Origin of the sequence: Fodinicola acaciae (genome assembly GCF_010993745.1) — a bacterium.
In the GTDB taxonomy this organism is placed as follows: Bacteria; Actinomycetota; Actinomycetes; order Mycobacteriales; family HKI-0501; genus Fodinicola; species Fodinicola acaciae.
In genome coordinates, this window is record NZ_WOTN01000003.1 from 414,642 (window position 1) to 436,266 (window position 21,625).

Here is a 21,625-nt window from a genome sequence, read left to right on the forward strand (position 1 = left end):
CCGCGGAATTGGCCCTTCTCGCTGGCCAATCTACTCCTTAGTGTCCATGGTGAACACGGAACGACCTGAGGAGACCTCGATGACGACCACCGCGGACATGTGGTTCGACCCCAAATGTCCCTTCGCCTGGATCACCTCCCGCTGGCTGCTGGAGGTCGAGAAGGTGCGCGACGTGACGGTCCGTTTTCGCGTGATGAGCCTCAACGTCCTCAACGACGGCCGCGAGGGCCTGGAGGAATGGTATGCGGAATGGCTCAAGGACACCCGCGGACCGGTGCGGGTGGCGATCGCCGTCGAACAGAAGTTCGGAAATGCCACCTTGCGTGACTTCTACAACGCGATCGGCAGGCGGATCCACCACGAGAAGGCGAAAATCGGCCGCGACCTGTACGTCGACACGTTGACCGAGCTCGGGCTGCCGACCGACCTCGCCGACGCGGCCGACAGCGTCGAACACGAGGAAGCGTTGCTGGCCAGCCATCACGCCGGTCTGGACCCGGTCGGCGCCGATCTCGGCACGCCGACCATCCACCTGCCCGGGCCGGACGGCAAACCGAACGCGTTTTTCGGTCCGGTGATCTCGCCGATCCCGCGCGGCGAGGCGGCCGGCCGGCTGTGGGACGGCGTCGTGCTGGTCACCGGCACTCCTGGTTTCTACGAGCTGAAGCGCAGCCGCAGCGGCCCGCTCAGCTTCGACTGAGAAAGGTCCACAGTGGACAGTGAGACGCTGAACGAGGCGTACGGCCGGCTGCATCACGCCGGCCCGGAATGGGGCGAGGACCGGCTCACCAACCACGGTCCGATGGCCGTCGAGGTGCTGGTCCGGCGCGGCCGCGCCGACCGCGTGCACCGCTGGGTCGACGCGTATCTGCGCCGGCTCGACGACATGCCGGCGGCCGGCGATCCGATCACCGCCGGCAACTGGCGCGAGGCCATGGGAGACGGCCGGCGGATCGCCGACTGGACGGCGTTTTTCCAGCGCCAGCTTGCCGAACGGCCGTGGCGGGACGCGCTGGCGCAGTGGTGGCCACGGCTGCTGCCGGGAATCGCCGCCGGTGCGACGCACGGTGTGATCCGGGTGAGCCATGCCGTACGCGCGTTGCTGGCCGGTGATCAGGACGCGGCGGCGGTGACGGAATTGGCGCATGGCCTGGCTTTCTGGGCCGCGCGCATGCAGCACGTGCCGGGATCGACCGCACCAGCCGGAAAACTGCCGGCGGCAGAGGCGTTCGACGCGATCCCGCGCGTGCCGTCACAGGCCGGCCGGATCGCGGATCGCTTTGGCCAGCTGGAATCCCTGCCGAGTTGGGGTCAGGCCCTGGCCTCGTTGCGCGCGCCGGCCGGTCCCGACGAGGCGGCGAAAGTGCTGGCCGACCTCGTCGCGGCGGCCACCGCCGGCTATCTTTCCTACGGACACGGCAGTCCGGTGCTGCTCGTCCACACCGCCACCGCGCCGAATGCCGTGCTGCACACGCTGCCGGCTCTTCCGCGCGAGCTCTGGACACCGAGCCTGGCCGCGGTGTGGTCCACCAGCGCGGCAATCACGGCGTCGTACGCGCCGCCGCAACCGGCCGATGACCTGCCGGCCGCGAGAAGTGTCGAAGACACGCTCGCCTACGCGGTCGACCACGGAGACGAACACGTCATCAAGTTCGCCGACACCGCCGTCGATGCCTTCAGGCACAACGGCGATCCAGCCTCGCTCGCCGCGGCAGCACGCGTCGGTTTGCTGATCCCACAAGGAGAATCATGACGTACGACAGCGAGCTCACGTGATCATCCCGCCGGCCGGTCCGCCGCGCCAGCTTGCTCAGGCACAGCTGACAAACTCCATCGGCGACGGCGCCTATTACGTCTCCTCGGCGCTGTATTTCACGCTTTTCATCGGTCTCTCGCCGACCGAGGTCGGGCTCGGCCTGACGCTCGGCTGGGCCGTCGGATCGGTTCTCGGCGTGCCGCTGGGACATCTGGCCGACCGGCGCGGACCACGTGGCGTGGCTGTGCTGCTGGCCGTGGCGACCGGTGTCGCGGTCGCCTCTTTCCTTGTCGTACGGTCCTTCCTGCCGTTCATGCTGGCCGCCTGTCTCTACTCCATCTGCCAGTGCGGCCTCGGCGCGGCCCGCCAGGCGCTGCTGGCGGGCTTGGTGGACAGGGGAAAGCGCACCGAGGTGCGTGCGTATCTGCAGTCGACGGTCAACGCCGGCCTGGCGGTCGGCGCCGCGATCGGTGGCCTGGCACTCGCGATCGACACGCGACCGGCGTTCCTTGCCGTCTTCGCCGTCGACGCGGCGAGCTTTCTGTTGTCGGCGCTGATGTTGCTGCGGCTGCCGACCGTGCCGCCGACACCGGCCGCACCGGCCGGCGAGCCGGCTTTGGCCGTGTTGCGCGACAAGCCGTACGCGCTGATCACGCTGCTCAACACGGTCATGTTGTTCTATATGCCGTTGCTGAGCCTGGTGATCCCGCTGTGGCTGGTGCAGCGTACGGCCGCACCGCATTGGATGGTGTCCGCGTTGTTGGTGCTCAACACGCTCAGCGTCGTCCTTTTCCAGGTGCGCGTGGCAAAGCGGGTGACCAGCCTGGACTCGGCCGCGCGGCTGGTCCGGCTCGCCGGCGTGGCGATGCTCGCCGCCTGCGCGGTTTTCGCCTTCTCCGGCGCCGGTTCCTCGGCCTGGCTGGCCGGAATCGTGCTGCTGGCTGGCGCGATCCTGCAGGTTGTCGGCGAGATGATGCTCGGTGCCGGCTCGTGGGAGATCAGCTTCGACCTGGCGCCGGCCGGCAAGCAGGGTCAGTATCAGGGATTTTTCGGCACCGGCACGGCGATCGCGCGAATGGCCGGCCCGCTCGTGCTCACCACGCTCATCATCGGCTGGGGAACACCGGGCTGGATCGTGCTTGGGTTGCTGTTTCTCGGCGCCGGAGCCGGCATGGTGCCGGCCGTACGGTGGGCTCGGCGGCGCGCGGCGAATTCGGTTGAGGCCGTACGCGTCGGCGCCTAACTTGAGGTCATGCCCGTCTTGCTGTCATTGAATGTCGGTCGCCGGACGGCGGTCACGGTGAAGTCCGGCTCCAGCGGCATCGACAAGCGGCCGGTCGACGCGGTGCGGGTCCGGGCGCCGGGGCCGAAACGCGGCGGTCTCGGCAGCGGCCTGGTCGGCGACACCATTGTCGACGTGGCCAACCACGGCGGCGACGACCAAGCCGTTTACGCGTACGCGCGAGAAGACCTGGACGCTTGGCAAAACGAGCTCGGCGAAGACCTGCGTAACGGCTTTTTCGGCGAAAACCTGACCACGTCCGGTCTCGACGTCACCGGCGCGCTGGTCGGCGAACGCTGGCAGGTCGGCGACCAGGTCGTGCTGCAGGTGACCGCGCCACGAATTCCGTGCGCGACGTTCGCAGTCTGGATGCGGCGCACCGGTTGGCTCGGCGACTTCATGCGCCGTGGCGTCCCCGGCGCCTATTTGCGCGTGGTCACGCCGGGCGACATTCGCCTGGGCGACCCGATATCGGTCATCCACCGACCCGACCATGACGTCACGATAGGCTTGGTTTTCCGGGCCGTGACGCTGGAACCGGATCTGTTGCCCCGACTGCTCGAGGCCGATGACCTGCTCGAAGAAGTGCGAGAGCGAGCCACCCGGCGGATCAGCGGCGCCAACTGAACTCCACTGACCGGATGTGGCCAGCCGTCCTACCGCTTGTACGTCACCAAATTCGGTCGCCGGCGCGATGCGGCCACCGAGGATTTCCCGCTCAGCGGCAAACTCGCGCACAGAAAGGTTTAGCCTGCTAACTGTGTGCCAGCTCACCTCTAGGGTCTGTTTCGGAGTCCCACGTGGATGAGAGTCGAGATCCAAACGTCGTCTGGCGGTGCGGCGGGACCGCCCGGCGTGGCAGCGCCACGTGGGCGGTTTCGCCGTGCCGTCAGGCGGCCCGGGACAGATGTGACAGCGGCTCGGTTATCGCCGCGTGGGACTTCGAAACAGGCCCTAGGCGGAGCACGGGGAAGGAGCACGGTGGCAGCGAAAGTGCATGATGCCAGCAAAACGACCAGCCCGCCGCCTCGGCAGCTGCGGCAGCTGGCCGAGACGCTGCGGCCGGAGCTGCCGAGCCTGGCCGCCGAGATCATCGACGAGATCCGCCGGTCGATTCCGGAGTACGCGCAGCCGCTGGACGGGCCGTACGGACACTCGCTGCGGGTCGGCACGGCCGAGACGATCACCAGTTTTGTCGACCAGCTCAGCGGAAAACCGGTCTCCACCGACCACCTGGAGGAGATCTGCCGCCGGCTCGGCGAAAACGAGGAGCGGGTCGGCCGCAGCATGGACCAGCTGCAGGCGGCCTATCGGATCGGCGCGCGGGTCGCCTGGCAGCGGATCATGAAGGTCGGCCGGCGCTATCCGTTTTCCAGCCAGGTCGTCTCGATGCTGGCCGACCGCATTTTCGCGTACATCGACGAGCTCGCCTCGCTGTCACTGGAAGGATATCTGCGCGCCAAGGCCGGATCGGCGCAGGCGCGCCGCGAGCTGCACCGGCGGCTCCTGCGGGCCATCCTGGCCGACTCGGCCGAGCTGCCCGAGCTCGCCGAGGCGGCCGGCTGGCCGTTGCCGGAGGCTGTCACGATGATCGCTGTCGACGGCGAGGACCTGCCAGAAGATCCCTTGCTGCCGCCGGTTCTGCTCGCCGACCTGCATCCCGGTGATCCCTGCCTGCTCGCCCCCGGAGAAGTCGGCGCGGCCGACATCGACGAGGTGCATGAGGCGCTGTGCGGCGTACGCCTGGCGATCGGTGTGACCGTGCCGCTGCAGCAGGCGGCGGATTCCCTACGCTGGGCCAAACAGGCGCTGCAGATGGCCGCCGCCGGCGCGTTGCCGAATGCGAAAACCCTGCGTTGCGAGGAACATCTGATCACGCTGTGGCTGGCCGCCGATCCGGCCCTCGTCGAACAGATAGGTGACCGCGTCCTCGGTCCGCTGGCCGAGCTTCCGGTGCGGCAGCGGGAAAGGCTGAGCGAGACGCTGCTGGCCTGGCTGCGAGCGCGCGGCAGCGCGGCACTGATGGCCGAGCAGCTGCAAATCCATCCGCAAACCGTGCGCTATCGGATCCGGCAGCTGGAGGACATGTTGCCGGGACAGCTGCGGGATCCGGACAGTCGGTGGGCCATGGAGGCGGTGCTGCGCAGCCGCGCGATGTCCGCCTACCACGACCCGGACGTCAACCGCTGAAAATGGTCAGGTGCGAGATTTTCCAGCTGTCACCGGCACGTACGGCGTCGACCGCGAACTGAGCGCCGGCATAGCTGGCCTCTCCGGTGTCCGAGCGTACGTTTCGCTGGTCGGCGAAGACCAACAGACGCGCGCGATCGCCTTGCAGCATCACCACTCCGGCCGACACGACCGTCGTCGTGAGCACCAGTTTCTGTTGTGGCGCCTGCTGTTTCACCGTGCCGATCAGCTGCTCGTACTCGGCGCGGGCCGATCCGGTCAGCAGCCGCTTCGCCGCCTGCTCGGTCTTGCCGATGTTGGCGTGGTCGTACGAGAAGACCGCGTTGATCGCACTGGTGACCTGCCGTTTGACCTCGGCGGTCGCGGTCGCGTCGGTCAGCGCGGAGTTCGCGGCGGCAGGACTGCTGCGTAATTCCGCCGCGGCCACGCCAAACCACGCGGCCGCGCTGCCGAGCAGCACCGCGACGACCGCGAGCACAGCTGGCAGCAACCAGCGCCTCGGCGGCGGTGTTTTCTGGCGGTCCTTGGTCAGCTTGACCACCGGCACCTTCCCGCCGTTGGTCGCCGGCTGGACGGTCGCGGACTTTTCCTTGACAGGCATCGGCAATCCTCTCCGCTCAGCCGGCGCCAGTGCCGATCGGCACCGGGCCGACCGCAGACAGCTTCCAGCCGGCCGCGGTCCTGGTCAGCTGTCCCTCGAACCGGTTGCTCTTGTCGGCCGGCGCACCGTTGGCCGGAGTGACGGTGATTTTCAAGGCCACCAGGATGGTCGCGGTGCCGGCGCGCTCGTCCAGCGTGGTGAGTGCCGCCTCCAGGACGCGCGCCGTGGTGATCGTCTGCGCTTTCTGCAGCTGGGCAAGCACTTGCGCGCGGTTGCTGGTGAGCTGCTGGTTGAGGTCGCCGGTCGTCGACTGGCTCCAGATCGCCAGGCCGGCCGACGCGTTCCGGTAGTCGAGCGTGTTCAGGTTCTGTACGGCCTGCTCTCCGGCCTGCAGCACGTCCTCACGCAATGCCGAGTATCGCAGCGATTCGTCGGAGGCGGCCTGTTGGTAGGACCAGCCGAACCAGCCGGCCGCCGCCGCGGCGACCACCACCAGGGTGATCGCCGCGGCCAGCACGGGATTTGCGCGTATCCGGGAGAGCAACTCGTTCATTGGTCAGCCTTTTTTGTTTTCCGGCGCGGTGATGACCGGCGGGCCGAGGGTCAGGTCGATGGTGTTGCCGGGACCGGGGATGAGCTGGTTGATCAGCAGCTGCTGGAGCAGGCAGTGCGCGAACGGCGGGATGGTGAAGGTGCCGCCGACCGGTCCGCCGAGCACCGCGTTGAAGCCGTCTTTTCCGGCCAGCTCGACGGTTGCCGGATAGGCGCTCTGGCAGTGCGGACCGACCACGATCGGCAGGCCGCCGACTTTCACGTTGCTGAGCCGAAGGGTGATCTTGGTCGTGCTTTTCATGTCACCGGTGGAAAGGTCGACGCTGCCGGTGGTCGGGCCCTCCTGGATGAACTCCGTCGTCGCCGACACCGGCACCAGACCGATCACTTTGAACTCCGCGGAAACCGGCGGCAGCGGCAGGTCCGCGGTGAACGTGCCGTCGTCGATGTTCATGTCCGCTGTCAGCTTGGTCGGGCCAAGGTTGAGCACCGAGCCGGTTTTCTTGAGTTTCGACGTGCCGGTCACGTCATAGACGGCGTGCAGGATCGTCGCCGCGTGCACCGGCGGCGTCAATGCGAAGACGGTCGCGAACAACGCGGCGACGGCGACTCCGATACGTACCGACAAACGCTTCACGTCGGTCCTTTCCCTCTAAACCGCACGTATGTCGCTGATGAGCCATCGACCGTCCCGCTGGTTGGCGGTGACCAGCAGGTCGGCGGCGGCTGTGGTCGGCTGCTGGCCGGCGCGTACGGCGCGCTGGTCGCAGAACAGCAGGACGACTGCCTTTGTGTCGTCCAGATAACTGACCGCGGTGGTGCCGACGGTCGTCGTGACGCTGAGCCGCTGCGTCGCGGCCTGCGCCTGCACCTGGCCAAACAGGAGCTGATACTGGCTGGCCGCGTTGCCAGTCAAGACCTGCGCCGCGAACCGGCCGGTCGCCGCCGGATCGGTTGCGGAGTAGGAGAAAATCCGGCTCACGGCGGCCGCGAGCTGGCTCACGGCCTGTTGTCCACCCGCGTCCCGACCAGCTCGGTTTGTCAAGAGCGGGTCACCGCGTACGTCCGCCGCGCGCACCTGGATCCACACGCCAGCAACGAAAATCAGCGTGACGAGGACCGCGACGGCAGCGTACGCGCGCCACCGCCGTCGCTGCGCGACCGGCTCGGTCTCTGGCCGGGTTTCGGTGAGCGTCACCGGACCTCACCCCTTTCCGGTTGGTACGGCGCTGAGCGAGCTCACCTTCCAGGTGCCGTTTTCGGTGCTGAGCACGGCACGATAGCGGTGCCGCTCGGTGGTCGGCGCGCCGATGTCGGGGGTGATCAGCAGGCTGACCGTCGTCAACAGCGTCGCGCTCTGGTCGTCGAGTTTCTGGACGGCGACAGCCGTCACCGTCCCGACCGCGGTGGCTTTGGCCTGGCGCAACTGACTCAGCGTCTGGGCCTGGTTCTTTGCCAGATCCTGGTGCAAAACGCCGGTCGTGCAGCCGAGCCAGCGGCGCACGTCGGCGGCAGGATCGGCCTTCCGCGCGGTCGTCAGCGTCGCGACCGACTGCTTCGCCGCTGTCAACGCGCTTTCACGCAACTGGCCGTACGCGCGATCGCTGCTGCTTTCGGCCTGATAGAGCACAAATCCCGACCAGCCCGCGAACGCCATTGCCAGCACCGCGACGAGGCTGAGCAGCTGCCAGCGCCGGCTCATTTCGTCACTCCGAGCAGGCCCGCCATGTCACCGGGACTGGCCTCCGGAGTGGCCGGCGCGGCGGCGGTGCCGGCGAGCGGAGAGGGCGGCGGCACGGCTGGCGGCACGCCACCTCCGTATGGTGCGTGTGCGGAACCACGGACGAGGATGCCGGTGCTGGCCGGTGTCGTACATTTCGCTGCGGTGTTGAGCGGTGTCTGCGGACTGGTGTCCAAGCCGTTGCGATATTGCGTGCCACCATAGCCGTCGACGCACGGCATCGGCGTGAAAAACGTGACGGCCATGCCGAGGTTGAGGGTGCCGCCTCTGGCCACCGACGATCCGATCGCCACGGCCGCCGGCTGTTTCAGCAAAAGCTGGTTGAGCGCGTTCGTACGCGTCCGCAGCACGTTCGAGGTGGTCAGCAGATTTGCCAGCAGCGCGCCCAAACCAGGGTCGGTGTCGGCGAGCAGCGCGGAAATCTGGACGGCCGCGCCCGGGCCGTTCGCGATGATGCGGCGCAGATCGTTGTCCGAGCTCGCCAGCTGCCGCGCGAAAAGCCGAGCGTCGCGACCAAAGGAGACCAGGGCGTCGCTCTGCGCGGCCTGAGTTTGCAGGACCGTCCTGCTGTCGACGATCAACGCGGTGGTGTCCGGCAGGTTGTCGTTGGCGGCCTGGACGAACGAGCCGGTGCTGTCCAGCAGCACCTGCAGGTTCGGTCCCTGGCCGGCAAAAGCGGTGTCCAGCTCGTCGACGACGGTACGCAGCGAGTCCGGCGGCACCGACGAGACGAACTTGTCCACGCTCAGCAGCAGGTCCTGCACCGGCACCGGCGTCTTCGTCCGCTGGACCGAAATCCGTGCTCCGTCGGCGAGGTACGGACCTCTGTCGCTGGTCGGCCGCAGGTCCAGATACTGCTCGCCGACCGCGGACAGGTTGGTCACGACCGCCTGCGTGTTGGCCGGAATGTCCGGGCCACCGCTGGTGAGCTGGAGGTCGGCCTGGATGCCGTCACCGGTCAGCCGGAGCGGGCCGACCCTTCCCACCGACACACCGCGATAGGTGACGTCGGCGTTGGTGTAGATGCCGCCGGAGCTCGGCAGGTCGACCGTCACCACGTAATATCCGCGCAGGCCGACCAGAAACCCGAGGCCGGCGTAGCGATAGCCGATGAACGCAATGACCAGCAGTGCGATCACCGCGAACGCGATCACCTTGAGGCGTACCGAAACCGTCAGCATCAGCGACTCCCGGACGGGCTCGGACTGGACGAGGTGCTGCCGCTCGCCGACGGCGACGGCGAGCCGGACGACGGCGTGGTGCTCGGTTTTCCGGACGGTGACGGAGAAGTCGACGCCGGTCCGGTCGTCGTCGGGTTCACCGGCGGGAGCGGAAGCGGCGGCGCCGAGGAGGTTGTCCGCGGCTGAGCCGTCTGTGGTTTCGGCTGGACCGGCGGAATGATGACCGTGCCAGGCAACGCCGCGACCGACAGGTAGACGTTGAGATAGTCGCCACGGATCGCGTTCAACGCGTAGTCGGTGAACGGATACGTGAACAGCACCTGCAGCGCCTGCGGCAGCGCGTTTCCGGACGCGGCAAGCTGTTTCAGCGTCGGAGCGAGCGCGTTGAGATCGGCCACCAGGTCGGCCTTGCTGCGGTTGACCGTGGTCACCGCCACGCCGGAGAGCTTGTTCAGCGCGGTGAGCATGCTCACCAGCTCCGGCCGTTGCTGGTTGATCTCCTGCAGGCCGGGCGGAAGATCCCGCAGGATTCCGGAAAGCTGCCGGCGCTGGGTCGCCAGGTTGCCGGCGAGCCGGTCCAGCGCGTCGAGCGCGTCGACGATGTCCTGCCGATGTGCGTTCATCGTGCTGACCAGCGCGTTGAGATTTCCGAGCAGCTCACGGATCTGCGGCTCGTTGCCGTTCAGCGCCGAGTTGAGCTCGCGGGTGATCGTCTGGATCTGGCCGATGCCACCACCGTTGAGCAGCATCGACAGCGCACCGAGGACTTCCTCGACCGACGGGTTGCGGTTGGTACGGTTGAGCGGAATGGTCGCGCCGTCGAGGAGTTTTCCGGTGCCCGCACGGTCCGGTGGCGCGCCGAGCTCGACGTACTTCTCCCCCAGCAGGCTGGATTGTTCCAGCCACGCATAACTGTCCGCCGGCAGTGTCACGTCACCGTTGATCAACAGCGTCAGGCTCGCCGTCCAGCCGTTGGCCGGCAACGCGATGCTCTCGACGCGGCCGACCGCGACCTCGTTGACCTTGACCGCGGACTGCGGCACCAGATCGAGGACGTCGGCGAACTGCGCGGTGACACGGTAGGGATGGCTGCCGACATCCGCGCCGCCTGGCAACGGCAGGTCGTAGACGCCCTTTGAGGTGCCGCAGCTGGCAAGCAGCGCCCCTGCGACCGCGACGGCGGCGAGTTTTCGGAGTGTCATTTGGCACCGCCGGAGCTGTACGCCTGGCCGACCGGCGGCAGCGGCACCGGAAGCGTCGGTTTGCGCACCGGTGTGAGCGTCGGCGGCGGACCCATGCTGATCTCGTTGAGGTTGGCGCGGCCGGCCAGTGTGCCGCTGACCGGGTCGTACGCCTGCACCAGGTTGGTCACCGCGAGACCGCCGGTGTCCAGCGCCTCGGCCAGCGATGCGCGCTGGTTGACCAAAATCTGGCTGATCTGCGCCAAGGCGTCCACATCGGACTTCACCGCGGCGCGGTGTGTCTGGATGAATGTCTTCACCTGAGCCAAAGCCGTCGCGAGCTGGTTGAGCGCGGCGGTCAGGTCCTGCCGGTCGGCGGCCAGGAACCCGCTGACCGTGGCCAGCTGCTGCTGGACTTTTCGCACGTACGCGTCATTTGTGCGCAGCATCGCGGTGAACTGCTTGAGGTTGGTGATCGTGCCGAAAAAGTCGTCCTTGGAGTTGGCCAGCGTGCGGGTTGCCTTGCCGAGCTGCGACATCATCGTGCCGAGCGCGCGGCCGTTGCCGTCCAGGTTTGCGGCGGAGGTCTTCAGCAGGTCGGACAGCGCGCCGTTGGCGTTGGCACCGTTGGGACCGAGCGTGTCGGCGAGCTTGGACAGACTGGTGTAGAGCTGGTCGATTTCCAACGGCGTGGCGGTCCGGCTGAGCGGAATGGTGGTGCCGTCGGTCATCACCGGTCCGCCGGTGTAGGCCGGCGTCAGCTGGACGTAGCGGTCGGCGACCACACTCGGCGAGACGACGACGGCGCCGGCATTGGCCGGAGCATTGACATCCCGGTTGAGGGTCATGGTGACCTTCACCTGTGCGCCGACCGGCGTGATGGTGTTGACGATGCCGACGCGTACGCCCAGGATCCGCAGGTCCGAGCCGGGATAGACGCCGACCGTCTGGTTGAAGAAGGCGGTGAGGTGTTTCGAGCCGACGTCGGCGAAAACCCACCACACCGCGGCCGTCGCCACCAGCACGAGCGCGACCGCACCGCCGACCAGCAGGCTGATCCTGTTGCTGGCGCGCATCACTTGCTCCCCACTTTTGGTGGCTGGCAACCGGTTGCCGGCCCGCTGCCGGGTGGCAGATAGGACTTCGGCACGACGCCGCAGACGTACGAGTCGAGCCACCGGCCGCTTCCCATGCTGTTGCCCAGCAGCCGGAAGTACGGCCCGGCCAGCGCCAGTGCCTGGTTGAGGTTGGCCTGGTTTTTCTTCAGCACCGCCAAAACCGTGTTCAGCGACTTCAGCGCCGGTCCGAGCGCGGCGGAGTTGTCCCTGATCAGGCCGGAAAGCTGCGTGGCCATCTGTTGCGTGCCGCTCAGCAGCGCGCCGATTGCCTGGCGGCGCTTGACCAGCTCGGTCAGCAACAGGTTGCCGTCGGCCAGGAGTGCCTGAAACTGGCTGTTGTTGGCCGCGAGCGTGCCGGAGATCTGCCGGGTGTTGGCCAACAGGCTGGCCAGTTGCGCGTCCCGGGAGGCGATGGTGGTGGACAGTGCGGCGAGCCCGGTCAGCGCGGATCGCACGTACGGTGTGGCGCCGGCGAAGGCCGTCGAGATCGCCTGAAAACTCGCCGCCAGCTTGGCGGTGTCGATGTCGCCGATCGTCTCGGACAGGCCGTTGAAGGCCTGCACCACGTCGAAAGGCGAGACCGTACGGCTGCGTGGGATCGTCGCGCCGGAGTCCTGGTCACCGGTGCCGAGCGGGTCGATGGCCAGATATTTGGCGCCGAGCAACGTCTTGATCTTGATGGCCACCGTGCTCGCGTTGCCGACCCAGGCGTTCTTCACCCGGAAGGTCGCCTTCACCTGCGCGCCGTCCAGCGCGACATCGGTGACGTCGCCGACTTTCACGCCGGCCACCAGCACGTCGTCGCCGGGTTTGAGGCCGGCCGCCTCGGTGAAGGCGGCGCTGTACGCGGTGCCGGCACCGACCACCGGCAGGTTGTTCCAGTAGAAGACCAGCAGCCCGACCAATGTCAGCGACAGCAGGCCGACCAGCGCCACCACGATCGGATTTCGTTCGCGTAGTGGCTTCATCGCGTCCCGACCCCGTTGTCTGTCGGCGAGGCCAGGCAGCGCGCGTCCTTGATCGGAACTCCGGTCGGTGGCGGGATGCCCGGCTCCGACGAGGAAACTCCGGTCACGGTGGCCTCGCACAGATAGAAGTTGAGCCAGGAGCCGTACGAGCCGAGCGTGCCGATCTTGCTGAGCTTGGTCGGCAGGTTGGTGAGAAAACTGTCGACCGTCGGCGTGTTGTTGGCCAGTGTGTTGGAAAGTTTGCCGAGCGAGGCGATGCTCTGCCGCAGTCCCGGCCGGCCCAGCTGCAGCAAACTGGCCGTGCTGGTGGAAAGTGCGGCGATGCCGCTCACCGCGTCGCCGATCGGCTGCCGGTCCGCGGCCAGTCCGGAGACCAGCTGGCGTAGCGTCACGATCAGCTCGGAGAGCTGGCCGCCACCGCCGTTGACGGTGTCCAGCACGGCGTTCAGGTTGGTGATGACCTGGCCGATCACCCGGTCGCGGCTGGCCAGCGCGGTCGTCAGCGTCGCCGTGCTGGCGATCAGGCTCGTCACGGTCGTCCCGTCTCCCTGCAGCACGGCGACGATCTCGGTGGACAACTTGTTCACGTCTTTTGGTGACAGCGCCTGGAAAAGTGGCTGGAACCCGTCGAAAAGGGCGGTCAGGTCGAGCGCCGGCGTGGTCTGGCTGAGCGGGATCGTGCCACCGAGCGGCATCGTCTCGTCGACCGCGCCGGTGCCGCGGCGCAGGTCCACGTATCGCTGGCCGAGCAGGTTGAGGTATTTCACCGCCGCGGTCACCGAAACCGGCAGCCGGCGGCCCGGCTCGACGGAAAACCGCACCTCGGCCAGCCTGCGGTCGGCGATGCGGATGTCGGTGACCTGGCCGACGCGTACGCCGGCGATGCGCACGGTGTCGCCAACCTGAAGGCCGGTGACATCGGTGAAAACCGCGGAGTAGTTGGCACCGCCGCCGACGTTGCCGTTGACGATCGTCAACGCCAGCACCGCGGTCGCGGCCAGTGTCACGACCGTGAAAAGCAGACTTTTGACGATCGCGCCGACCAAACTCGGCCGCCTCATCGCAACGTCACCTCCGCTCCGCGGTAGATCGGTCCGACCAGTACGCTGCTCCAGTCCGGCAGCTGCGCTGGCGTTTTCCCCAGCTGCGGCGCCAACAGCTCGTTCACAAACTGGTTTTCCGCCGCCGAGTTGGGCAGTCCCAGACCCCCCGATGTGGTGCTGACGGTCTGAGGCTGGCCGGATCCGGTGGTGAACGGCCGGTCGGTCGGATAGCAGTGCGGTCCGCCGCCGGACTGGTACGCCGGCGTGTCCTTTCCTGGCACGTACGCGCCGCGCGAGGGCACCGACTTCACCGTGATGTGCAGTCCCGGCTCGTTGGTGCCCTTGCCGAGCAGTTTGTCCATCACCGGAACGAAAGCCGCCAGCTCGGCGAGGACGCACGGATACTGCGGCGAATATCGGGCCAGCACCCGCAGCGCCTGTCTCGAGTTGGCCGACAGCCGGATGATGGTGTTGTGGTTCTTGCGCAGGAAAGTCTCCAGGTCGGTCGAGGTGGCGCTGATCGACTGGTAGAGCGCCTGCAGGTTCGCACGCTGGTCGATGACCGTCTGTGTCGTGACGCGGAAACTGTCCAGCGCGTCGACGATGTCCGGCGCCGCCTGCGAGTACGCCCGTGCCACCGTCACCAGTTGCTGGATGTCGGTGGTCAGGTCCGGCAGGTTCTGGTTGAACCGCGCCAGATATTGGTTCAGCTCGACGAGCGTGTGGCCGAGCAGCTCGCCTCTGCCCTGCAGCGCCTGCGAAATCGCCGTCAACGTGGTGGCGATCTTCTCCGGTTGTACGGCGGTCAGCAGCGGCATCATGTCGGCCAGCACCTTGTCGACCTGCAATGCGGCGGCACTGCGGTCGAGCTGGATTTTCGAGCCGTCGGTGAGCCGTTCGCTGCTGGCATCCGACGGCATGATCAGCGCGACATAGCGGTTGCCGAAAAACGAGGTCGGCAAAAGCTGCGCGGTCACGTTTGCCGGCAGCATCGGCACATAACGTCGCTGGATCGCCAGCTGCAGTGAGGCTGTGCTGCCATTGCTGGAAATCTGCCGCACCTGGCCGACCACCACGCCGCGCATCTTCACATCGGCGTCGCGATGCATCTGGTTCCCGGCCGTGCCGGCCAGCAACGTCACCGCCAGGTCGCGGCTGAATGCCTTCTGGTAGACCGCCACGGCGAGGCTCATGAGCAGCGCCAGCACGAGGAGGAACACCACCCCGACCAGGCGGCGACCGAGCTTGGAACCGGTCATCCCGCGACCTTCACCGTCGTGGTGGCACCCCAGATGGCCAGGCTGAGGAAAAAGTCGGTGACGCTGATGGTGACGATCGCGGTGCGTACGGCACGGCCGACCGCCACGCCGACACCGGCCGGTCCGCCGCTCGCGCGATATCCGTAATAGCAGTGCGCGAGGATCACCATCACGCTGAAGATCAGCACCTTCATGAACGACCACAAAACGTCTTCGGGCGGCAGGAAAAGCGCGAAATAGTGGTCGTACGTGCCGGCCGACTGGCCGTCGCCGAAGACCGTGATGGCGCGCGACGCCGCATACGAGGTGAGCAGTCCGAGCGCGTACAACGGCACGATCGCGATGGCTCCGGCCAAAATCCGCGTTGTGACCAGATACGGCACGCTCGGCAGCCCCATCACCTCAAGAGCGTCGACCTCCTCGGAAATCCGCATCGCGCCCAGCTGCGCGGTGAAACCGGCGCCGACCGTGGCCGACAGGGCGAGGCCGGCGACCAGCGGCGCGATTTCGCGCGTGTTGAAGTACGCCGAGACGAAACCGGTGAAGGCGGCGGTGCCGATCTGGTTGAGCGCGGCGTAACCCTGCAGGCCGACCACTGTGCCGGTGAACAGCGTCATCGCGACCATCACACCGATCGTGCCGCCGATGACGCCGAGAGCGCCGCTGCCGAAGCTGACCTCGGACAGCAGCCGGATGATTTCGCGCGTGTAGCGATGCAACGTACGCGGTGTCCAGCCGAGTGCGCGCAAGTAGAAGATGAGCTGGTCTCCCAAGGCGTCCAGCCAGGCCAGCCGGCGATCGATCGCACCGCCGACTCGTTGCGGGAAATACGGGTTCGCCATCAGCCACCCCTCGGCGGGACGATCTGCAGATAGATCGCCGTCAGGACCAGGTTCACGAAGAAGAGCAGCAAAAACGTGATGACGACGGACTGGTTGACCGCGTCGCCGACACCTTTGGGGCCACCGCGCGGATGCAGGCCGCGATATGCGGCCACCACGCCGGCGATGTAGCCGAAGATCAACGCCTTGATCTCACTGATCCACAGGTCCGGAAGCTGCGCCAGCGAGGAGAAACTCGACAGGTACGCACCCGGTGTGCCGCCTTGCATGATGACGTTGAAGAAATAGCCACCGAGCACGCCCACCACCGACACCATGCCGTTCAGCAAAACCGCGACCAGCATGCAGGCGAGCACGCGCGGCACGACCAGTCGCTGGACCGGCGACACGGCGAGCACTTCCATCGCGTCGATTTCCTCGCGGATCGTACGCGCACCGAGGTCGGCACACATCGCCGATCCGCCCGCTCCGGCGATCAGCAGCGCGGTGACCAATGGACTCGCCTGCTGGATGATCGCCAGAACGCTTGCCGCGCCGGTGAAAGACTCCGCGCCGATCTGCTGCGTCAGCGATCCAAGATGCAGGGCGATCACCGCGCCGAACGGGATCGACACCAACGCCGTCGGCAGGATCGTCACGCTCGCGATGAACCAGAACTGCTCGACGAACTCGCGGGTTTGGAACGGGCGCTTGAAAAACAGTCGCGCGACACTACCACCGAGCGCGAACATCTGACCGGTCTGCCGCAGGCCGCCGACCAGTTTGCCGATCAGTGGAATCTCCAGCGCGATCCGCAGGAGATCCCGCTTCGGTGACACCTGTTGCGTCATCACACCACTCCAGCTCTCATCGCCGCGGCACCGGAATGGTCGGCGGACAGTTCAACGGCGGTGTCTGGTCGGGGAAACAGGCAACCCCCTGGGTCATCCGGACCAGGTTGTCGGTGCCGGAAATCGACGCGGTCAGCAACGGATCCAGGTCTTCGGTGACGCCACAACCGGTGAACGCCGGGATCGTCATGGTGCCGACCAGCGTGCCGCCGAGGTCCGGCGTGTAGTCGCCTTCGCGGTGCAGGACCAGATGAATGTTGGCCGAGGCGTGGCAGTTTGCTCCCACGTCCAGCGGTGTGCCGTTGACTTTCAGGTCGGAGAGCCGCAGCGCGAGGTCCGAGGTGGCTTCCACCGTGTAGTCGGTCGGATCGGTGAGGCTCGCGTCGACCATGATGATGGTCAGGCCGATCTGGCTCAGCCGCATCGTCGCCGTCGTCGGCATGAAACCGAAACTCAGGAACGTGCTCCTGGACGGCGGGATGGTGAGCAGGCCGGTGTTGGTGATGAGAATACGGGTGAAGTCCGGGTTGATGACGTATTCGGTGCCGATCCGCAGGTCGACCTTGGCCGGCCCGACCAGGCTCGCGCCGTTGAGCTTCTTGACGTTGGAATAGCCGGCCATGTACGCGAGCGCCGGCGTCCCCGGTTGGTCGTCGGCCGGCGCGGACCGGCCGGCTTTCCGAGCGCCAGCACCTGGTCCGACGCGCGGACGATCACCCTGACCAGCATTGCCATGCGGTGCGCCAAAAGCGCCGGCGATCTGGCTGGAGGCGACCTCCACACCGGACGGATCGACCGAGGTGCAGGCGATCTCGAGCGTGTGGCCGTCCGCCGACTCCAGTGCGAACCTGAGGCGTACGGCCACATAGGACAGTCGGCCAGGCAGCGACGAGACGACCGGCGGCGCCGCACCCGCTCCGCTCAGCTCGTATTCGGTGGCGGAGGGGTTGGCGACGGCGAGCGAGGCGTATTTCCAGACGGCCGGCTGGCCGACGCCGGCGATCGCCGGCGACACGGTCAGCTCCGCCGATCCCCGCGCCGGCACCGCACCATCGACGGGGATTTCGGTCCGCAGGCTCAGATCCTGTGGCCGCATCGACTGGCCGGTGGTGCCGGTGGCCGGCACGCGCGCGGTCAGATCGACGGACACCTGCTTTGCGCCGGAAGGAAAATCACAGCTGAACATGACCGTACGCGACGTCTCGCGATCGGCGATCGCCGGCGCGGCGCCACTGACCAGTCCGACGGTCAGCGCGGTCGCCGCGACGACGGCCAGGCGGCGCTGCAATCCTTCACACTCCTTCGTCTCGAACGGCATGCTCGAACGGCATGGTGGCGTCGGAAAACCTCGCCCGGCGCCACCAGCCGCTCATTTCGCCAGACCGCTGCGACTTACGGGCTGGTGATGTGGATCGTGGCCGGGCTGACCTGATAGCTGGCCGAGAAGGTCGGGTGGTCGCCGTTGTGCATCAGGCCGAGGCAGTTGACCACATTGGACACCGTGAGCTGCGTTCCCTGCGCACCGTTCAACGCCGGGTCGACCTTGAGCACGGCGGTCGAGTTGGTGTACGTGCCGGCGACGGATCCGGTCACGTCGGCGGTGCAGGCCGGGCCCTGCAGATGCGCGGAAACATTGGTGATCGTGCCGGTCACCACGTCGCTGCCGTCGTACGACACCGCGTTCAGCGACCACGGAAGTCCTGGCTGCACGGTGAAAGTCAGGCCGGCCGGGCCGGAACAGGTGTTGAACGCCGCCGACGTGATCGAGGCGATGCCGGCGCCGGCCTGTCCGGAGCCGTTGGCGATCGTGCCGCCGGCGGTGGCCGACTGACAGGTCAGCGTCACGTTGCCGTCTTTCAGCGTGGTCACGCCGGCGGTCGCGGTCAGCGTTCCTGGGCTGCCGGTGACCGTCCACGTGTCGTCGGCCTGTGCCGGCGCCGACGCGAAGGCCAGCGCGGCCGTCGCGATTCCGGTTACCAGCACACTTGCTAGTCGCTTGCGCACTTGGGTGCTCCTTTGCTGCGGGGCTTCGACGGCTTGCGCATCACGGTCGTACGGCCCTGCACCACCACGCCGTTTGGCCGACAGACAAGGAAAACTGTTGCGCCATCACCTCCTGTGACAGATCGCCGGCGCGCGGCGGTCCTCCGCCGACCTTGCTGCGCTGTGTGACCGTAGACACCCCGGCCTGGTTTTTCCAAGGTCGGCGGCGATTTTCTTTTCCCCGGCGCCGGATGTCCGGTTTTGTTCATCCGCCAGTAACAAAGAGCCGGATCCGCGACTGTCGGCCGATGACAATTACTGATCGGTCTACTGATCGGTAGCCGGTCATTCCGTACCGATTCAGGCCCAGGACAGGAAAACATCGGCGTTGTCACCGGCGGACAGTACGGTCACGGCGCTTTTGTCAGCGGCTGACAAACAACACTCTGGCGGCCGCGGTCCAGTGCAGGCTGGAAATCCCCAGCCGTCGCGCCGCGCGTACGTTTTCGGTGCGGTCGTCCAGGAAGTACGTCGACGCGTACGTGCCGCCGAGCAGCCGCAACGCGGCGGAGAACGCACGCGGATCCGGCTTGGCCAGGCGCAGGTCGCAGGAGAAGACGAAAGCGCTGACCACCGACCGCCATTCCGGCTGCTCGCGTACGTGATCGGCCAGCTGCAACGGAAGGTTGCTGAGCACACCGAATCTTCACCCCGCTGGCGGCCCATTCCGCCGCCTGCCGCGCGACCGGCGCGCGTACGCACGTGTTGACCTGGATGTCCGCGGCAACCAGCTGCTCGACCAACGAGTCCGCGACAGCCAGGCCGCAGTCGATGCCGACGGATCGCCAATATGACCGGACATCGAGCGTGTCGCGGTCGTAGCCATAGCGGTGCCGCCAGTACGCCGCGCGGAAAATCACCGGATCCGCGCCGGCGATGGCGGCCAGCCGGCGGAAGTCGGCCGCTCCGGCGAGCCGCGCCAGCACACCGCAGTAGTCGAACAGGACCGTACTCGTGCCATCCGGCAGCGCGATCATGACCGGACCGGCGACGCGGCCGGCTCGGTCGTCGCGGCTGGCGCTGGCCGCAGGATCGGTGCCAGCACAGCGATGACGACGACCAGTACGACGGGAATGCCGAGAGCGAGCGGCAAACCGATCAGTGAGGCGGCCGCGCCGATGCCGACCGGCCCGAGCAGCATGCCGGCATAACCGGTGCCGACCACCGCGCCGAGGTCACGGCCACCGCGCTCCGGATTGCGGTTGGCGGTGGCGGTGAAGATCTGCGGCACGATGCTGGCCAGTCCGAAACCGAAGACGCCGAAGCCGATGGCGGCGCCGACCGGATGGTTGACCAGCAGGCCGACCGCCATGCCGAGCGCGCCGACACCGGCCGACAACTGCACCAGTCGTACGGGTCCGAGCCACATCGCCAGCCGGTCGCCGATGAACCGGCCGATCGTCATGGTGACCGAGAAAACGCCGTAACCGATCGCCGCGACACCGGCCGACGTGCGCAGGTTCTCCTGCAGATAAAGCGAACTCCAGTCGGCGACCGATCCCTCGGCGAGGAAACAGAACATCGCCAGCAGCGCCAACACGACCACGGCGAACGACGGTCCGCGGCGACGCGGCGCGGCGGCGGCCGGCTCGGCCGAGACCGTACGCGTGCCGGGTCGCGGCAGCAGCCAGAACGGCGCGAGGCAGGCGATCACCAGCATCAGCACCGTGCCGGCGGCGAAAGTCGGCAGGGCCGGCACCCCGAGAGCCGCCAGCGCGCCACCGAAAAGCGAGCCGGCGAAACCGCCAACGCTGAAAACCGCATGGAAAGAGGTCATGATCGGCCGGCCGTAGGCGCGCTCGACCTCGACCGCGTGCGCGTTCATGCCGACATCGAGCGAGTTGAACACCGCGCCAAAGCAGAAAAGGCCGACGACCAGCCAAAAGTACGTCGGCGCGAGTGCCGGCAACATGAGCACGACGCAGGCCAGCAGCCCGGCCGGCACACAGACCGCTCGACTGCTGAACCGGTCAACCAGCCGGCCGACAAAGGGAATGCAGAAAATCGAGCCGATGCCGAACGCGAGCAGCGCGAAGCTCAGCTGGCTCTTGTCGATGCCCAGACCGGCCTTGATGTCGGGAATACGAACGGCCCAGGTGGCCGCGACCGTCCCCATCACGAAGAAATAGCCGTTGACGGCCCACCGGGCCTTGCGGAAACGCAGGTCCACCGGCGCGGTGGCAAACAGCTTGCGCAGGTCAGACACGGCGCACCTCGACTCCGGCCGACTCGAAGTCGGCGACGATGCGGTCCGGCGCGTTGGTGTCGGTGATCAGCATGTCGATCCGCGACAGCGAGCAGACGTGACCGAGCGCCGTGCGTGAGAACTTGGTGGAGTCCGCGACCGCGATGACCCGGCGGCTGGAGTCCATTGCCGCCTGCTTCACGTCGACGTCGTCCAGGTCGTACGTGGTCACGCCGTGCTCGGCGGAAATGCCGCAGCAGCCCATGATCACGGTGTCGAACCGCAGCGACCGCAGGGCACTTGTGGTGAGGTGGCCGGTGAAAACCAGCTCGGCGGCACGTACGGTGCCACCTGGCATCAGCAGTCGTACGCCGTTGACATCGCACGCCGGCGAGGTCAGCACGTTGGCGACGTGCATGCCCAGCGGCATCGCGGTGATCCGCCGGCCGTACAGCGCGCGGGCGACCTCGCGGCCGGTGGTGCCGCCGTCGATGACGACCGCCTCGCCGTCGGCGACCAGCTCGGCGGCCGCCGCGCCGATCCGCTTCTTGGCGTCCAGCTCCTCCAGCTCGCGCAGCGCGAACGGCGTCTCGTCGCCGCGCGGCAGCAGGCTGACCGCACCACCGCGTACCCGCCGGAGCACACCCTGGGTGGCCAGCTGGTCCAGGTCGCGGCGGATGGTCATCTCCGAACAGGCGGTCTCGCGGGCCAGGTCGACCACGCTGATCCGCTCCGCCGCGCGCAGCGCGGTGAGGATCGTCAGCACGCGTTCGTCACTCGTCACAGCCTCATTCGAACATCGATCATGTTCTGAACACAATGTTCTGAACAACGAATGTGTGCGATCCGATAA

Annotated in this window: 23 protein-coding genes; 5 read left to right on the forward strand and 18 right to left on the reverse strand. The window is 67.3% G+C overall.

Annotated elements, in window-relative coordinates; genetic code table 11:
* Positions 1 to 79: 79 nt before the first annotated feature.
* From GNX95_RS28325 to GNX95_RS28345, 5 genes are all read left to right on the forward strand, one after another.
* Entirely contained in the window at positions 80 to 700 is a 621-nt protein-coding gene (locus GNX95_RS28325) for a DsbA family protein (protein WP_163510681.1), read from the forward strand.
* Between the two features lie 12 nt (positions 701 to 712).
* A complete protein-coding gene (locus GNX95_RS28330) occupies positions 713 to 1,753 on the forward strand; it encodes a questin oxidase family protein (protein WP_222854007.1) in 1,041 nt (346 codons plus the stop codon).
* A gap of 19 nt (positions 1,754 to 1,772) precedes the next feature.
* Positions 1,773 to 2,999: an MFS transporter gene (locus GNX95_RS28335; RefSeq protein ID WP_163510682.1), complete on the forward strand. Its 1,227-nt coding sequence runs from the start codon at positions 1,773 to 1,775 to the stop codon at positions 2,997 to 2,999.
* 9 nt (positions 3,000 to 3,008) lie between these two features.
* Positions 3,009 to 3,665, forward strand: coding sequence for an MOSC domain-containing protein (locus tag GNX95_RS28340; RefSeq protein WP_163510683.1), 657 nt, complete (start codon positions 3,009 to 3,011; stop codon positions 3,663 to 3,665).
* A gap of 354 nt (positions 3,666 to 4,019) precedes the next feature.
* Positions 4,020 to 5,228 (forward strand): PucR-like N-terminal domain-containing protein, encoded by a 1,209-nt coding sequence (locus tag GNX95_RS28345; protein WP_222854008.1) that lies wholly within the window; start codon positions 4,020 to 4,022, stop codon positions 5,226 to 5,228.
* Here GNX95_RS28345 and GNX95_RS28350 read toward each other — a convergent pair.
* From GNX95_RS28350 to GNX95_RS28435, 18 genes are all read right to left on the reverse strand, one after another.
* A complete protein-coding gene (locus GNX95_RS28350) occupies positions 5,218 to 5,829 on the reverse strand; it encodes a nuclear transport factor 2 family protein (protein WP_163510685.1) in 612 nt (203 codons plus the stop codon). The two genes, GNX95_RS28345 and GNX95_RS28350, sit on opposite strands and share 11 nt — an antisense overlap.
* 16 nt (positions 5,830 to 5,845) lie before the next feature.
* Entirely contained in the window at positions 5,846 to 6,382 is a 537-nt protein-coding gene (locus GNX95_RS28355; protein WP_222854009.1) for a hypothetical protein, read from the reverse strand.
* A 3-nt stretch (positions 6,383 to 6,385) separates the two neighbouring features.
* On the reverse strand, positions 6,386 to 7,018 hold the full coding sequence (locus tag GNX95_RS28360) for a hypothetical protein (RefSeq protein ID WP_163510686.1): 633 nt from the start codon (positions 7,016 to 7,018) through the stop codon (positions 6,386 to 6,388).
* 15 nt (positions 7,019 to 7,033) lie between these two features.
* Positions 7,034 to 7,579 (reverse strand): hypothetical protein, encoded by a 546-nt coding sequence (locus GNX95_RS28365; RefSeq protein WP_163510687.1) that lies wholly within the window; start codon positions 7,577 to 7,579, stop codon positions 7,034 to 7,036.
* Positions 7,580 to 7,585: 6 nt separating this feature from the next.
* Complete coding sequence (locus GNX95_RS28370) at positions 7,586 to 8,083, reverse strand: hypothetical protein (RefSeq protein ID WP_163510688.1); 498 nt, start codon at positions 8,081 to 8,083, stop codon at positions 7,586 to 7,588.
* Positions 8,080 to 9,303: an MCE family protein gene (locus GNX95_RS28375; protein WP_163510689.1), complete on the reverse strand. Its 1,224-nt coding sequence runs from the start codon at positions 9,301 to 9,303 to the stop codon at positions 8,080 to 8,082. Before GNX95_RS28375 ends, GNX95_RS28370 begins: the two co-directional genes overlap by 4 nt.
* On the reverse strand, positions 9,303 to 10,505 hold the full coding sequence (locus GNX95_RS28380) for an MCE family protein (protein ID WP_163510690.1): 1,203 nt from the start codon (positions 10,503 to 10,505) through the stop codon (positions 9,303 to 9,305). The genes GNX95_RS28375 and GNX95_RS28380 overlap by 1 nt, the downstream gene beginning before the upstream one ends.
* Positions 10,502 to 11,560 (reverse strand): MCE family protein, encoded by a 1,059-nt coding sequence (locus GNX95_RS28385; RefSeq protein WP_163510691.1) that lies wholly within the window; start codon positions 11,558 to 11,560, stop codon positions 10,502 to 10,504. Before GNX95_RS28385 ends, GNX95_RS28380 begins: the two co-directional genes overlap by 4 nt.
* Positions 11,560 to 12,570 carry an MCE family protein gene (locus GNX95_RS28390; protein ID WP_163510692.1) on the reverse strand — a complete coding sequence of 337 codons (1,011 nt, stop codon included), beginning with the start codon at positions 12,568 to 12,570 and terminating at the stop codon, positions 11,560 to 11,562. Before GNX95_RS28390 ends, GNX95_RS28385 begins: the two co-directional genes overlap by 1 nt.
* Complete coding sequence (locus GNX95_RS28395; protein ID WP_163510693.1) at positions 12,567 to 13,631, reverse strand: MCE family protein; 1,065 nt, start codon at positions 13,629 to 13,631, stop codon at positions 12,567 to 12,569. The genes GNX95_RS28390 and GNX95_RS28395 overlap by 4 nt, the downstream gene beginning before the upstream one ends.
* Positions 13,628 to 14,872 (reverse strand): MCE family protein, encoded by a 1,245-nt coding sequence (locus GNX95_RS28400; RefSeq protein WP_163510694.1) that lies wholly within the window; start codon positions 14,870 to 14,872, stop codon positions 13,628 to 13,630. The genes GNX95_RS28395 and GNX95_RS28400 overlap by 4 nt, the downstream gene beginning before the upstream one ends.
* On the reverse strand, positions 14,869 to 15,714 hold the full coding sequence (locus GNX95_RS28405; RefSeq protein WP_163510695.1) for an MlaE family ABC transporter permease: 846 nt from the start codon (positions 15,712 to 15,714) through the stop codon (positions 14,869 to 14,871). The genes GNX95_RS28400 and GNX95_RS28405 overlap by 4 nt, the downstream gene beginning before the upstream one ends.
* On the reverse strand, positions 15,714 to 16,445 hold the full coding sequence (locus GNX95_RS28410) for an MlaE family ABC transporter permease (RefSeq protein ID WP_222854164.1): 732 nt from the start codon (positions 16,443 to 16,445) through the stop codon (positions 15,714 to 15,716). The genes GNX95_RS28405 and GNX95_RS28410 overlap by 1 nt, the downstream gene beginning before the upstream one ends.
* Before the next feature lie 115 nt (positions 16,446 to 16,560).
* Positions 16,561 to 17,862 carry a hypothetical protein gene (locus tag GNX95_RS28415; protein ID WP_163510697.1) on the reverse strand — a complete coding sequence of 434 codons (1,302 nt, stop codon included), beginning with the start codon at positions 17,860 to 17,862 and terminating at the stop codon, positions 16,561 to 16,563.
* Between the two features lie 74 nt (positions 17,863 to 17,936).
* Positions 17,937 to 18,548, reverse strand: coding sequence for a hypothetical protein (locus GNX95_RS28420; protein ID WP_163510698.1), 612 nt, complete (start codon positions 18,546 to 18,548; stop codon positions 17,937 to 17,939).
* A gap of 403 nt (positions 18,549 to 18,951) precedes the next feature.
* Positions 18,952 to 19,224 (reverse strand): HAD-IA family hydrolase, encoded by a 273-nt coding sequence (locus GNX95_RS28425; protein ID WP_163510699.1) that lies wholly within the window; start codon positions 19,222 to 19,224, stop codon positions 18,952 to 18,954.
* A gap of 336 nt (positions 19,225 to 19,560) precedes the next feature.
* Positions 19,561 to 20,793 (reverse strand): MFS transporter, encoded by a 1,233-nt coding sequence (locus tag GNX95_RS28430; RefSeq protein ID WP_163510700.1) that lies wholly within the window; start codon positions 20,791 to 20,793, stop codon positions 19,561 to 19,563.
* Entirely contained in the window at positions 20,786 to 21,556 is a 771-nt protein-coding gene (locus GNX95_RS28435) for a DeoR/GlpR family DNA-binding transcription regulator (protein WP_163510701.1), read from the reverse strand. The genes GNX95_RS28430 and GNX95_RS28435 overlap by 8 nt, the downstream gene beginning before the upstream one ends.
* Positions 21,557 to 21,625: the final 69 nt, after the last annotated feature.